Origin of the sequence: Burkholderia sp. MSMB617WGS (genome assembly GCF_001532025.2) — a bacterium.
In the GTDB taxonomy this organism is placed as follows: Bacteria; Pseudomonadota; Gammaproteobacteria; order Burkholderiales; family Burkholderiaceae; genus Burkholderia; species Burkholderia savannae.
In genome coordinates this window covers 1,208,492-1,222,800 of sequence record NZ_CP013458.1, presented here as the reverse complement: position 1 = coordinate 1,222,800, position 14,309 = coordinate 1,208,492, and the positions used below count along the sequence as shown (strand labels likewise).

Below are 14,309 nucleotides of genomic sequence, written 5' to 3'. Positions count from 1 at the left end.
ATGCCCTCTGTTTCCCTGTTAATGCGTGAAGCCGTTCGCGGCAAGCGCGCGCTCGCGCAGCGCCGCCTCGCGAGCCTTGTGCTCGGCGCTGAACCGTACCGCGAGCGCGCAAAACGCGGAAACGGTGACGAATAGGCCTAGCAGCGTGAGCGTTTGTTGGATATCGCCGACGCCTTTCATCAGGAATCCTGCCGCGACCGCGCCGACGTTGCCGCCCGCGCCGACGATCCCCGCGACGCCGCCGAGCGCGCGGCGATCGATGAACGGCACGAGCGCGTACGTCGCGCCGCAGGCCATGTGCGTGAAGAGACCGAACGCGACCATCGCGACGACGGCCGCCGCCACGCTGCCCGCATGCGCGAACCACAGCAGCCCGAGCCCCTCGCCGACGATCAGCGTGAACAGCAGCGTCGCGCGCACGTCGAGCCCGCGGCGCGCGGCGACGCGATCCGACAGCCAGCCGCCCGTCGCGCGCGCGAAGAGCGCGAGGAGGCCGAAGATGCCGGCGGCGAGGCCCGCGTCCTTCAGCGACAGCTGGAAGTGATTGACGTAGTAGAGCGCGGCGATGTTGTGCATGAACACTTCGACGCCGAAGCACGCGCCGTAGGTGACGAACAGCATCCACACGCGGTAGTTCGCGCACGCGGCGGCGAAGCTCGCGAAGCCGCCCTTCTTGCCGCTGTCGATCGTCACGCCGCGCGCGCGCAGCGCGGCGAAGTCGCCCTGCGGGCAGTCCTGCGTGAAGCGCCAGTAGACGAACGCCATCGCGAGCATCGCGACGCCCGGCGCCGCGAGCGCCGCGCGCCACGCGGACGCGTCGGGCAGGCCGAGCATCAGCGCGGCGGCCACGAGCAGCGGCATCGCCGCCTGAGCCGCGCCCGCGCCCGCGTTGCCCCAGCCGGCCGCCGTCGCGTTCGCGGTGCCGACGACGTTCGGCGCGAACATCACCGACGTGTGGTATTGCGTGATCACGAAGCTCGCGCCGATCGCGCCGATGCCCAAGCGGCACAGCAGGAACGTCAGGTAATCGTGCGAGAACGCCACCGCGAACACCGGAATCGCGCCGAGCGCGAGCAGGCCCGCATAGACGCGGCGCGGGCCGAAACGGTCGCAGAGCGGGCCGACGACGAGCCGCACCACGATCGTCGCCGCGACGGCCGCGATGCTGACGTTCGCGACCTGATCGGCGCTCAGCCTGAATTCGCGGGCGATGAGCGGCATCAGCGGCGCGCACGCGAACCATGCGAAGAAACACACGAAGAACGCGATCCACGTCAGATGGAACGCGCGCATCGGCGCGGTGCGCCAGTCGAGCAGGTCGATACGGGTGGCTTTGTCGGACATCTTGTTGTCTCACCAAACGAAAACGGCGTCCTGCGAACCCGGTCTCGAGTGACCGGATGCGTAGGACGCCGTTGCCCAGAAAGCCCGTCGCCGGGCGGATCGATATTCGATGCTGCGAGGCGAATCGTCGTTGAATCGCCCGTCGATCGCTAGGCAAGTGCCGTGCCAGCCGACGCGAAGCGAGACGCGACGCGGGATTGCGCCGAAACGCCCGGGTTTCGCGGCGCGCGCCGACGATGCGCGGTGATGCAGCGAAGCACAGATCTGGTGCGATGCAGCACTGTCGGCGTGCGACATGCCGGTGCGCAGCCGGGTGCGGCGGGCGTCCTCGCGCGTCGATCGCGACGCCGTGCGTCCGGACGCGGCGAGCGATGAGCGATGATCTATGAGCGATGAGCGGCGTGCGGCGCTTTGCGCGGATGCTCGCGTCGCGCGCTGCGTCCCAGCCGGGGCTGGCGTCGGGCGGGCGCGACGGCAACCCGCCCGACGCCGCCCCGCACGCGACGCGTCGGCGCGAGACGACGCGCGCAAGCGCGCCGTCTCGCGCCGCTTCGCCAAGCGCGCGCCGCCGACGCTGGCCCGAATATTGCTCACCATGAAGCGTCATCGGCAACGGAGCCGGTGCCGCATCGCGAGACTTCTTTCGGACCGTCCGCCGACGGACGGTCCACTTGGACAACGGTGTCCCACGCATCCGGCCGCTGCGTCGGCGGGGTGCGCAGGACGCCGTTCTTTTTTTGGGCAACGCGCATTCGCCGCGCACGCGCCGCCCGCGCGACATGGGGATACGAAGATGAACACGATGGGCAAGGTCACGCTGCTCGGCGCCGGCCCCGGCGATCTGGATCTGCTGACGCTCAAGGCGGCGAAAGCGCTCGCGGCCGCCGACGTGCTGCTGCTCGACGATCTCGTCAATCCGGACATCGTCGCGCTCGCGCCGCAAGCGCGCGTGATCCGTGTCGGCAAGCGCGGCGGCTGCCGGTCGACGCCGCAGACGTTCATCGAGCGGCTGATGTGCCGCTACGCGCTGCGCGGCGCGCACGTCGTGCGCGTCAAGGGCGGCGACGTGCTGCTGTTCGGCCGCGCGGGCGAAGAGATCGCCGCGTTGCGCGCGGCGCGCGTGCCGGTCGAGATCGTCAATGGGATCTCGTCGGGCTTCGCGGCCGCCGCGAGCCTCGGCGTGTCGCTCACGCACCGCGATCACTGTCAGGGCGTGACGTTCGTCACCGCGCACCTGCAGGACCACGGCGAGCCCGACTGGGCGAGGCTCGCCGCAGCCGGCACGACGCTCGCGATCTACATGGGGATGAGCCGCATCGAGCGGATCGCCGCGGGGCTGCTGTCGACGCTCGATGCAGCGACGCCCGACGCACCGGAACGCCGCCGCCTGCGCATCGGCTTCGTCGCGCTGAGCGACGCGGCGCCGCTCGTCGTCGCGAAGCGGCTCGAGCTCGGCGAGCGCTACGGTCTCGCGCTCGAGCTGTGCCGGCAGCCGTCGTGGGCCAGCATCCGCGACAAGCTGCTGTCGGGCGAGCTCGACGCGGCGCACGCGCTGTACGGGCTCGTCTACGGCGTGCAGCTCGGCATCGGCGGGCCGCGCGCCGACATGGCCGTGCCGATGGTGCTCAACCGCAACGGCCAGGCGATCACGTTCTCGAACCGGCTCGCCGGCGCCTACCGCGCGTCGGGCGACCTGAAGGCCGCGCTCGCGACGCTCGGCCGCCGCCCCGTGTTCGCGCAGACGTTCCCGACGGGCACGCACGCGATGTGGCTGTATCACTGGCTCGCGTCGCGCGGCGTCGATCCGCTGCGCGACATTCGCAGCGTCGTGATTCCGCCGCCGGAGATGGTCGGCGCGCTCGCGGCGGGCGAGCTCGACGGGCTGTGCGTCGGCGAGCCGTGGAACGCGGTCGCCGAGGCGAGCGGCGCGGGCAGGACGGTCGCGGCGACGAGCGAAGTCTGGCTCGATCATCCGGAAAAGGCGCTCGCGTGCCGGCGCGAATTCGTCGCGCTGTATCCGAATGCCGCGCGGCTGCTGGTGCGCACGCTGCTCGACGCGTGCGAGTGGCTCGACGACGCGGACCATCGGCGGCAGGCGGCCGAATGGCTCGCGGAGCCGGACGCGATCGACGTGCCGGTCGCGCAGATCGCGCCGCGGTTGCTCGGCGATTACGGCGCGGGCCCGTTCGCGCAGCCGCCCGCGCCGATCCGGTTCTACGGGCACGGAACGGTGAACCGGCCCGCGGCGAGCGACGGCGTGTGGTTCCTGTCGCAATACCGGCGCTGGGGCATGCTGCGCTCGGACGTCGACGACGCGGCAATCGCGAGCGGCGTCGCGCAAACGGCGCTCTACGACGAAGCGGTCGCGCTCGCGGGAGCGCGGCGCGTCGGCTGACGGGGGGCTTCGTCGCGCGCGCGGCGGCCGGCTCGCGCGACGTTTGCACGACGCACGCGAGCCGGCCGCCTCGTCGGCGACTCGCCCGCGCATCGATGCCGATGCGCGCGGCGAAGAGTCCGCTGCTCCTCGCGGCGGCCCGGCCGATCAATTCGCATCAGTTGCACATCAGTTGCACGATAGCGCCGCCACGCCGGCGATCGTGCCGGCCGGGGCCGCCCGCACGATGTACGCGGCGAGTAGATGCGGCTTCGTCGCATCCGCGCCTCCGAATTAGCTCATCACCTGGTACGGATTGTCACGACGACGACGACGATCAAGCGCGCGCGCATCGCACACGGCGCGGATTGCATCCATGCGCGCCGGGGCTCGCCCGCACGCGAACGGTCCGGCCGCGGCCGAACGAAACGACACGCGGCGACGCACGCCACGCGCCACATGCCACATGCGACACGCCGCACGCCACGCGCCGCGCGCGCGAATCAACGAGGCGCGCCGAATTCCGTACGCCGCGCGCGAGATCGCTTCGGCCGTTCGTCGCACCGCGCGAAGAAGCCGGTGCCGACGGGCCAACTGCGAATGCGCGCGGCAACCCGTCGCGCGGTACGTCGACGAATCGAAGCGATGACAAAGGACGAAGGACGGCCGACGAATCGATCAGAACGGCCCACCCGCACTGAAATCCGCGATCGCGAATCGGCGTTCTTTTGCCATGCGAATTCGACCGAATCGATTGACGAATCATGATTTTTCAATGCGATTTCATTTGAATCATTAACAACTCGATACATAGAAAATTCGAAAGCAACGTTCACTCCCGCCCCAATCATGTGACGAATGGTTTAGCATGCACGGGTGCTGACGTACCACGCATTCGTGTGGAAGCGAGCGCGCAGCACGCGATGTAGCCGAAGTTCGAACGTTTCCGCCGAGGCGCGATGGGCTCGCGTCGCACTCGGCCGGCACGGCGCGCATCGACGCGCCGCGTCACATCCTCATCTCGCCCGGCTCGCGCCAGGCGGCCGCAGCGGCATTTGCGCCGGCCCGGGCGGCTCCGGCTACGCGCGCGACGCGCGCACGGCAACCGCACGTTGCGGCGTGCGCACGCAATCCGCACGCAATCCGCGCGCAATCCGCATTCGGCACGACACGGCGAGCATCCGGCCGTCTCGCATCGCGCGTCCCGATTCAAGCGTCATTCAGCCGTGCCTTTCGTCTGTCCGGCGACATCCGGTCACCGGACATATCGACACAATTTCCGTTGCCCACGAGCAAATGGAGGAGATATGAAGGCGTATTTCGATACGAGGAAAGTCTTCACCTGTTTAATTGCCTTTTTCATTGCCTTTCTGGCGAGCTGCTCCGATCACGACGACATTTCGGGAGGCGGCGATCCGTCCGCCCCGGCGCTCGCGTTCCGGCTCGACCGCGGCAACCAGATCAACGCGTTCTATCGACAGGACAAGATCGCCGCGCATCTGCTGATGCGCTCGTCGGCGAAGCCTCGCCTGCTCGTCGTGTTTCCGGCCGGCAACAGCGGCGCGGGCCTCTGGTTCGACGATACGTCGCAGCCCGTCAACTGGAGCCAGGACACGCCGATCGCGCCCGCCACCACGCAGGACGCGGCGGGCCGGACGCTGTACGGAATCGGCGTCGACGTGTCGGCCGACGCGAGCAGCCTGTCGATCAGGCAGGCGCTGCTGAGCTCCGTGCGCTTCCTGCGCGACTACAACGGCGGCGCGACCGTGCCGGCCGACATCGTCGCGCCGCCGACCGTGTCGGGCAACGTCGCGATGTGGCAGCGCGATCGCGTCGACGGCGCGCCGGGCTACGCGCTGCGCGTCACCGTGCTCGACGGCGGCTCGGTGGCGTCGGACGGCGCCGGCAAGCTCCTGCTGCAGTCGCCGTCGGGCGCGCCGACGCTGCGTCTGCACATCGACGCGTTCAGCGGCGAAACGCCGCTGCAACCGATCACGCATGCGAATCTGTTCACGTCGGCCGTCAACCCTGATCCGCTGAACCAGAACGTGTTCGAATTCCTGAGCTTCAGCGACAAGCTGCTCGCGGGCTCGTGGCAGTACGACACCTACTTCGGCCGCGACACGCTGATCTCGGTGCGCATGCTGATGCCCGTGCTGCAGCCGGACGTGATCGAGGCCGGGCTCGGCTCGGTGCTGAGCCGCCTGTCGCCGGACGGCAAGGTCGCGCACGAGGAAGGCATCGGCGAATTCGCGCTGATCGACAATCTGAGGCACGGCCGCCCGAACGATCCGACGCCGACCTACGACTACAAGATGATCGACGGCGACTACATGCTCGCGCCGATCATGGCGGACTGGCTGATCGAGGACCCGCGCGGCCAGGCGCGCGCCGCCGCGTATCTCGCGCAAACGGGCGGCGACGGCGTCACGAACGGCAGCCGCTTCGTGAGCAACCTGCTGCGCGTCGTGCAGACCGCGCAGCCGTTCGCGCAGCAAGCGCTCGCCGCGAACCTGATCCGGCTGCGCCCCGGCGAGATCGTCGGCAACTGGCGCGACAGCACCGACGGCCTCGCGGGCGGCGTCTACCCGTACGACGTGAACGTCGCGCTCGTGCCGGCCGCGCTGCGCGCGTGCGCCAATTTCCTCGCGCGCGGGCTGCTCGACCCGTATCTGAGCGGCGACCAGCGCGCCGTCCTCGCGAACGCGGGCGCGGCGGCGGCCGTCTGGGAGCGCGCCGCGCCGCCGTACTTCCAGATCGCCGTCACGCCGAGCGACGCGCGCGCGAAGCTCGCCGCGTACGCGCCGCAAGCGGGCGTGCCGGCGGGCACGATGCCGGACGCCGCGCTGCAGTTCGATGCGATCGCGCTCGACGCGAACGGCAACCCGATCCCGATCATGCACTCGGACGGCGGCTTCGTGCTGCTGTTCGGCGATCCTGCGCCGCCGTTGCTCGCGCGCATCGTCAGCGACGTGATGCGGCCGTTCCCGGCCGGTCTCGTGACCGACGTCGGGATGCTGATCGCGAACCCCGCGTACGCGGACCCGACGCTCTGGCCGCGCTTCACGAGCTCCGCGTATCACGGCACGGTGATCTGGTCGTGGCAACAGGCGATGTGGGTCGCAGGCCTCGACCGTCAGCTCGCGCGCACCGATTTGCCGAGCGACGTGCGCACGCTGCTCGCGCAGGCGCGTCAGCAGATCTGGCAGGTGATCTCGAACGCAAAGGACATGCGCTCGACCGAAATGTGGTCGTGGTCGTACGCGAACGGGCAATACCAGGCGGAGGCGTTCGGCACGCGCAGCGCCGACGTCACCGAGGCGAACGCCGCGCAATTGTGGAGCACGACGTATCTGGCGATCCGGGACCCGAACTTGCGCGCGGGCAAGTACTGGTGGGACGCGCGCGCGGCCGGCGGCGCGACGCCGCAGCGCGGCCCGACGCAAGCCGCGGCGGCGAACCGCATGAGCGGCGCGGCATCCTGACCGCTCGAATCATCGATCGCGGGACGACGGTTCGATGCCGGCCGCGCGTCGAACGAGCGCGGCTCGCCGCGCCGGTTCGCGCGGCGCCGGCGCGGTGCCGATCGAAACGCCGGCCGGTACGGCGAGCGCGCGCGACGCAGGCCATCGCACGCCATCGCGCGCCATCGCGCGCTTAACGCCGCCACGCCACGCCTAGCCTGTCGCGCGCCTAGCGCCGAGCGCCATTGCAAAGCGCACGCCGCGCGCCCTTTCCGTCGACGACCGGACGCCCTCGCCGGCACCGCCGCGCGAGCGCGCGGCGCAAAAAGAGAAAAGCCGCGCGATCGCTCGCGCGGCAAAATCCGCCTGCATCCAAGGGCCACCTCCAGATGGCGGGCGGCGCACTAGCCTCGTCAGCCACTAGTGCCGAACCAACGAAACCCATCGAACGCCCGGGCGACGGAAACTTCGCCGTCCCAACGTTGCGGCGGGCGCGCTCAGCGCGCCGCCTGATAACTCCCGAAGAACGCCGCGGCGTTGCGCGCGAGCGTATCCAGGTGATAGCCGCCTTCCTGCACGATCAGCGTCGGCAAGCGCAACGCGCCGACGAGCGCGCCGAGCCGGCCGAAGCCCTCGGTCGTCACCGCGACCTTCGATTGCGGATCGTCCCGGTACACGTCGAAGCCGAGCGCGAACACGAGCGCGTCGGGCGCGAAGCGCTCGACGATCGCCTTCGCACGCTCGAGCTGCGCGAAGAACACCGATTCGGCCGATCCGTGCGGCATCGGCAGATTCACGTTGTAGCCCTCGCCGCGCCCCGCTCCGCGCTCTTCCTCGTAGCCCGTGACGGCCGGATAGAAGTTCGTCGGATCGCCGTGAATCGACACGTACAGCACGTCGTCGCGATCGTAGAACAGCGCCTGGATGCCCTGGCCGTGATGCATGTCGGTGTCGAGGATCGCGACCCGCGCGTAGCGCGCGCGCAGCGCCTGCGCGGCGATCGCCGCGTTGTTCAGATAACAGAAGCCGCCCGCCGCGTCGCGCCGCGCATGATGGCCGGGCGGACGGCAGAGCGCGTACGCGTCGCGCACGCCGCCGCAAAGAGCCGCCGCGCCCGCGAGCGCATCCTGCGCGGACCAGTACGCGGCCCGATACGTGTGCTCGCCGATCGGGCAGCTGCCGTCCGCGAGATAGCGCGCCGCCTGCGCGAGCACGCCGCGCAGCGGATTCGGCTCGCGCACGTAAATGTTCGACATCACCTCGGGCCCCCAATCCTCCGGAATGCGCCGCCATTCGCGATGCGCGTCGGCGAGAAAGCGCAGATACGGCGCGCTGTGCACGGCCGCGAGCGGCGCCGAGCCGAAGTCCGCGGGTGCGCGCACGTCGAAGCCGAGCGAGTTCGCCGCGTCGAGCAGCCGCGCGGCCCGTTCGGGCACTTCGTGCGGCGCGCGCATCTTGCCGCGCGACAGGTAGGTGAGCGGGCGGTGCTTCAACTGATCCGGATGAAAATAAGTCAGCATGCGAGGTCGGTTCCCGGATCGATCGTCAATGCAGTTGCGCCGCGATGTCGGCGCGCACGTGCGCCGGCCTCGCGGGTCGAGCCGTTTGCGCATGCACGCCGGCGCGCGCGAGCACCGCGTCGAGCAGCACGTTCGCACCCGCCGCGACGTGCTCGGGCAGCGCGCGCTCGGCCGCGTTGTGCGACAGCCCGCCGACGCACGGAATGAACACCATCGCCGCCGGCACGCAGCGCGCGAGATGAATCGCGTCGTGTCCGGCGCCGCTCACGATCCGCTCGTGCGTGTAACCGCAGCGGCGCGCGGCCGCCTCGACGAGCGCGACGCACGCGGGGTCGAACGGCGTCGCGGGACTCGACCAATGCGAGCGGATGTCGACCGCCACGCCGCGGCGCGCGGCGATGTGCGCGCACGCGTCGCGCAGCTCGCGCTCGATCGCGTCGAGCGTCGCATCGTCAGGATGACGAAGATCGACGCTGAACGCGACGCGCTCCGCGATCGTGTTGCGCGACGCGTTCTCGATCACGCTCTGCCCGATCGTCGCGAGCGCATCCGGCGCGCGGCGCGCGGCGAGCGCTTCGAGCGCGAGCGCGATCTCGGCGCTCGCGAACAGCGCGCACTTCCGGTACGGCATCGGCGTCGTGCCCGCGTGCGCGGCGACGCCCGTCACGGTCGCGTCGAGCCAGCGGATCGCTTGCCCGCCCGTCACGACGCCGATCGCCGTGCCGTTTCGCTCCAGCACCGGCCCCTGCTCGATGTGCGCCTCGAAGTACGCATCCACGCGCTCGCGCATCGGCACGCGCGCCACTTCCGGATCGCACGGCGCATGCGGGCCGAGCGCCCACGCGGCCCGCAGCGGATCGCGGTAGCCGCACGCGTCGAGCGCGTCGGCGAGCGCGACGCCGTGCGCATCGCGCACCGCGAGCGCCGCGTCGAGCGACATCGCGCCCGCGAACACCGCCGAGCCGAGCATCGCCGGCGCGAAGCGCGCGCCCTCCTCGTTGGTCCACGACACGATCTCGATCGGCTTGTCGGTGACGATCCCGCGATCGTTCAGCGTGCGCACGAGCTCGAGCCCGGCGAGCACGCCGTACGCGCCGTCGAAGCGCCCGCCTTCGGGCTGCGTGTCGAGATGGCTGCCGACGAGCACGGCCGGATGCGCGTCATCCGCACCGGCGCGCCGCGCGAACAGATTGCCGATCGCATCGACGCGCACCGTCATTCCCGCGTCGCGGCACCATTGCGCGAAGCGCTCGCGGCCGCGCCGATCGGCGTCGGTCAGCGCGAGCCGGCGCACGCCGCCCCGCGCGGTGCCGCCGATCCGCGCGAGATCCATCAGACTGTTCCAGAGTCGCGTACCGTCGATTTCCCACACCGCAGCCTCCTCCCTTTCCGAATCAGCGCATAAGCACGGCGTCCGCGACGTCGGCCCGCTGCTGCCTGCGCGCGTCGAGCGCGATCACGCCGAACAGCGACAACGCCGCGAGGCACGTATAGAACACCGCGAGCGGCCACCACTGCCCGACGAAGCGATGCGCGAGCCAGGTGCCGGCGAGCGGCGTCAGCCCGCCCGCGATCGCGCCGCACATCTGGTACGAGATCGAGATCGCCGAATAGCGCACGCGCGCCGGAAACGCGCCGCTCACGAAGCCCGCGATCACCGAATAGAAGCCGGCGAGGAACACGGTCGCGAGCGCGATGCCGATCACCATCGGCGCGAGGCGTCCCGTCTGCACGAGCGCGAACATCGGATACGGCGACGCCATCGCGAAAAGCGCGGCGAGCTTCAGAAAGCGCGCGTCGCCGAGCTTGCCGCCGAGCCACGCGGCGATCGGCTGCGACGCGAACTGGATGATCGCGACGATGAACAGGCAATCGAGAATCAGCGATTTCGTCACGCCGACGTGCTGCGTCGTGAACGCGATCATGAACGTGTTCGTGAAATACAGCCCGGCGATGCCGATCGTGTTCGCGCACAGGCAGAACGACAGCATCGCGGGCGACGAGCGCAGCACCTCGGCGATCGGCCGCGCAACGGTGCGCGCCATCGCCTTCTCGCGCACGAACTCCGGCGATTCGTCGACCTTCAGCCGCACGAACGCGCCCACCGCGAGCAGCGCGATGCTCGCGAGAAACGGCAGGCGCCAGCCCCACGACATGAACGCGTCGTGCTCCATCGACGCGACCGCGCGAAACGCGACGAGCGACAGGATGAGCCCGGCCGGGCTGCCGAGCTGCGCGAACGACGCGAAGAACGTGCGCCGCCCGTGCGGCGCGTGCTCGCCCGCCATCAGCACCGCGCCGCCCCATTCGCCGCCGACCGCGACGCCCTGCACGATTCGCAGCAGCACGAGCAGCGCGGGCGCGAGCATGCCGACGCGCTCGTAGGTCGGCAGCAGCCCGACGCAGACGGTCGCCGCGCCCATCATCGCGAGCGTCGCCATCAGCGCCTTCTTGCGCCCGATCCGGTCGCCGAGGTGGCCGAAAAGCAGCCCGCCGAGCGGCCGCGCGAAGAAGCCGACCGCGAACGTCGCGAATGACGCCATCGTGCTCGTGAACGAGTCGCGCGACGGGAAGAACAGCTCGCCGAAGACCAGCGCGGCCGCGTTCGCGTAGATGTAGAAGTCGTACCACTCGATCATCGTGCCGACGAACGCGGCGCCGGCCGCGCGACGCGGCTGGCGCGCGGGCAGGCTCGGTGGGAAGCCCCGGTTCAATGCGATCTCCTCGCAGAAATGTACGCGTCGCCGAATCGCGCGGATTCGGCAAATGGGCGTTTTATCGCGCACCGGGATTAATCGGTCAAATTCTAAGTTATTATCTTAAGAATAAATTTCATTAATCCAGTTTTACGATGCAGAATCGTTTCTCTGGGGTAAAAATAAATGTCGAATATTCGAAGCCATGTTTCCCGCGTCCTGATGGACCGCCTCGACTGGAATCTGCTGCGAACCTATCTGGCGATCATGCAGGAGCGCAGCATCAGCCGCGCGGCCGCACGGCTGCACCTGACGCAGCCGGCCGTGAGCCAGGCGCTCAAGCGGCTCGAGGATTCGCTCGGCCGCACGCTGATCCAGCGGCGCGGCGCGCAGTTCCTGCCGACCCGCGCCGGAGAAGAGGTCTACCGGATCGCCACCGACATCTACGGCCACATGTCGCGGCTCGACAACGAGCTCGACGACCGCGGCGGCGAGCTGACCGGCTCGGTGCGCCTGCTGTGCGTGAGCCGCGTCGAATCGCCCGTCTACGACGAATTTCTCGCCGAATTCCGCCGCGCTTATCCGCGCGTCGATCTGCATATCGAAGTCATGCGCTCAGCGGATATTCTTTCTTCTTTATTGCAAAAAACCGCGACTTGCGGACTCGCATTATGCCGAACGCCGGTCGATAAAATAGAATTACGCAGTTTTTTGCGCCAACGCTATGCAATGTTTTGCGGACGTCACCACCAGTTATTTGGCCGGCAGACCTTGAAAATCGAGGATCTGCTCTCCGAGAATTTCGTTTCGTTCACCAGTGACCAGATCGGCGACGCGCTCGCGCCGCTCACCGTGTTTCGCGACCAGCGCGGCTTCACCGGGCGCATCGTCGCGACGTCGGCGAGCCTCGACGAAATCCGCCGCCTCGTGTTCGCCGGCTACGGCATCGGCTGCCTGCCCGAGCACATCGTGCGCGACGACATCGCACGCCAGCGGCTCTGGCGCCTGCCGCCCGAAGAAGGCCTGCTCGACGTCGAGATCTTCCTGATGTGGAACCGCGAGCGCCGGATGAACGCGGCCGAGAAAGTGTTCATCGACGCGTTTCAGCGCTACGTGCAGCGGTATCCGATGGCGGAACGGCTGGGGATGCTGCATTGAGCGGCGCGACGGATCGCGCTCGGGTTCGGCCGGCCGCGCGAGGCTCGGAACGCGCCGGGGCGGGAACGTCGCGCGCCAGATGATGCAAGAGCGGCGGCGCATTGCGTTGCATCGCACGCGATCGGGCGATGCAACCGCGCGATGTTCGCCGAACGAGCGCCGATCGAACGAGAACGATCCGGCAAATTCGCGTTTCGCGGCGCAGGCGCACGCCGGCCGGCTGGCCGGCGCACGATCCGTTTCCACCGCCCGTTGCAACGCGATGAACGTCCGCGGAGGGTCCGCCGAGGTTCCGCCGATGGCCGGTTCGTTCGAGGCGGGCCCGCTGCGCGATGCGCAGATGAACGCGTCCGCGCCCACGCATCGGCGCGAAGCCAAGGCGGCGCACGCTCGAAGCGGCGCACGCTCGAAGCGGCGCACGCTCGAAGCGGCGCACGCTCGAAGCGGCGCACGCCGTCGGCATTCGCCGAACGGCGGCCGCTCGCCGCGCGTCAGGCCATTTTCATCGCAGCGTTGAAACTGAAATCGCGCCCGCCGGCTGTGACGCGCCCGCCGTGCGCCGCATCATCGCAGCCGGAGCCGACCGAACGCGCCCGGATGCGCCGCGACGACCGCTGACAACGACGGTCAACGACGGCGGCGCCCCCCGCGCCGCCCGCCGCCCCGAACATCGCGGCGCGCGCATTCGCTGCGCGCGGCGGCCGGCGCTCCCTTTCACTTTTCGCCGATTCGAACCGCCATGAAAGCCATCGCCTTCTACCAGAACCTCCCGATCGACGCCGCCGATTCGCTCGTCGACATCGAGCTGCCCGCCCCGCAGCCGGGCCCGCGCGACCTGCTCGTCGAAGTCCGCGCGGTGTCGGTCAATCCCGTCGACGTCAAGGTGCGCGCCGGCCGGCCGCCCGAAGCCGGCCAGCCGACCGTGCTCGGCTGGGACGCGGCGGGCGTCGTGCTGGCCGTCGGCAGCGCGGCGTCGCTGTTCAAGCCGGGCGACCGCGTGTGGTACGCGGGCTCGCTGACGCGCCCGGGCACCAACAGCGAGCTGCACGTCGTCGACGAGCGGATCGTCGGCAGGATGCCGGGCTCGCTCGACTTCGCGCACGCGGCCGCGCTGCCGCTCACCGCGATCACCGCGTGGGAGCTGCTGTTCGACCGCCTGCAGATCCCCGAGGGCCCCGCCGCGGCCGGCAAGCGGCTGCTCGTCGTCGGCGCGGCGGGCGGCGTCGGCTCGATCCTCGTGCAGTTCGCGCGCCGCCTGACGGGCGTCACCGTGATCGGCACCGCGTCGCGCGACGAGACGGCCGCGTGGGCCCGCGAGCTCGGCGCGCATCACGTGATCGACCATTCGAAGCCGCTCGCCGCCGAGCTCGAGCGAATCGGCATCGGCCGGGTGGACTACGTCGCGAGCCTGAACCAGACCGATCGTCACTTCGATCAGATCGTCGACGCGCTCGAGCCGCAAGGCAAGCTCGCGCTGATCGACGATCCGGCGCTGCTCGATTTCCGCAAGCTGAAGGCGAAGAGCGCGTCGCTGCACTGGGAGTTCATGTTCACGCGCTCGATGTTCGGCACGAGCGACCAGCTCGAGCAGCACGCGCTGCTCGATCGCGTCGCGGCGCTCGTCGACGCGGGCACGCTGCGCACGACGTTCAGCGAACACTTCGGCGCGATCAATGCGGCGAACCTGAAGCGCGCGCACGCGTTCATCGAAAGCCATCGCGCGCGCGGCAAGATCGTGCTCGAAGGCTTCTGA

9 protein-coding genes and 2 pseudogenes are annotated in these 14,309 nt (G+C 69.7%); 7 read left to right on the top strand and 4 right to left on the bottom strand.

Features of this window, described 5'->3' with window-relative positions; all coding sequences use genetic code 11:
• Positions 1 to 18 precede the first annotated feature (18 nt).
• Positions 19 to 1,344, bottom strand: a complete 1,326-nt coding sequence (locus tag WT60_RS25915) for an MFS transporter (RefSeq protein WP_060356218.1) — start codon at positions 1,342 to 1,344, stop codon at positions 19 to 21.
• Between the two features lie 793 nt (positions 1,345 to 2,137).
• On the opposite strand from WT60_RS25915, the pseudogene cobA reads away from it, so the two are divergent.
• The 5 genes and pseudogenes from cobA to WT60_RS35755 form a co-directional block, all read left to right on the top strand.
• Positions 2,138 to 2,698 (top strand): annotated as a pseudogene (gene cobA, locus WT60_RS34740) (uroporphyrinogen-III C-methyltransferase); the annotation flags it as partial.
• Positions 2,684 to 3,739, top strand: a complete 1,056-nt coding sequence (locus WT60_RS25905; protein ID WP_060356235.1) for a CmpA/NrtA family ABC transporter substrate-binding protein — start codon at positions 2,684 to 2,686, stop codon at positions 3,737 to 3,739. The pseudogene cobA and the gene WT60_RS25905, both read left to right, overlap by 15 nt.
• Positions 3,740 to 3,982: 243 nt before the next feature.
• Positions 3,983 to 4,486 carry a hypothetical protein gene (locus WT60_RS33975; RefSeq protein ID WP_145986878.1) on the top strand — a complete coding sequence of 168 codons (504 nt, stop codon included), beginning with the start codon at positions 3,983 to 3,985 and terminating at the stop codon, positions 4,484 to 4,486.
• 539 nt (positions 4,487 to 5,025) lie between these two features.
• Entirely contained in the window at positions 5,026 to 7,203 is a 2,178-nt protein-coding gene (locus WT60_RS25895) for a hypothetical protein (RefSeq protein WP_059648135.1), read from the top strand.
• 94 nt (positions 7,204 to 7,297) lie between these two features.
• Positions 7,298 to 7,590, top strand: a pseudogene (locus WT60_RS35755) (hypothetical protein).
• An 89-nt stretch (positions 7,591 to 7,679) separates the two neighbouring features.
• On the opposite strand, the gene WT60_RS25890 reads toward WT60_RS35755, so the two are convergent.
• The 3 genes from WT60_RS25890 to WT60_RS25880 are packed head-to-tail and all read right to left on the bottom strand — an operon-like array spanning position 7,680 to position 11,416.
• Positions 7,680 to 8,702, bottom strand: coding sequence for a histone deacetylase family protein (locus WT60_RS25890; protein ID WP_038747866.1), 1,023 nt, complete (start codon positions 8,700 to 8,702; stop codon positions 7,680 to 7,682).
• 25 nt (positions 8,703 to 8,727) lie between these two features.
• Positions 8,728 to 10,074 (bottom strand): Zn-dependent hydrolase, encoded by a 1,347-nt coding sequence (locus WT60_RS25885; protein ID WP_059582162.1) that lies wholly within the window; start codon positions 10,072 to 10,074, stop codon positions 8,728 to 8,730.
• Positions 10,075 to 10,096: 22 nt separating this feature from the next.
• The gene (locus WT60_RS25880) at positions 10,097 to 11,416 is read right to left on the bottom strand and encodes an MFS transporter (protein WP_038747872.1); all 1,320 of its coding nucleotides are present in this window, start codon (positions 11,414 to 11,416) and stop codon (positions 10,097 to 10,099) included.
• A gap of 168 nt (positions 11,417 to 11,584) precedes the next feature.
• Here WT60_RS25880 and WT60_RS25875 point away from each other — a divergent pair, with 168 nt between their 5' ends.
• Both WT60_RS25875 and WT60_RS25865 read left to right on the top strand, forming a co-directional pair.
• Entirely contained in the window at positions 11,585 to 12,556 is a 972-nt protein-coding gene (locus WT60_RS25875; protein WP_186448656.1) for a LysR family transcriptional regulator, read from the top strand.
• A 739-nt stretch (positions 12,557 to 13,295) separates the two neighbouring features.
• Positions 13,296 to 14,309, top strand: a complete 1,014-nt coding sequence (locus tag WT60_RS25865; protein ID WP_060356220.1) for a zinc-binding alcohol dehydrogenase family protein — start codon at positions 13,296 to 13,298, stop codon at positions 14,307 to 14,309.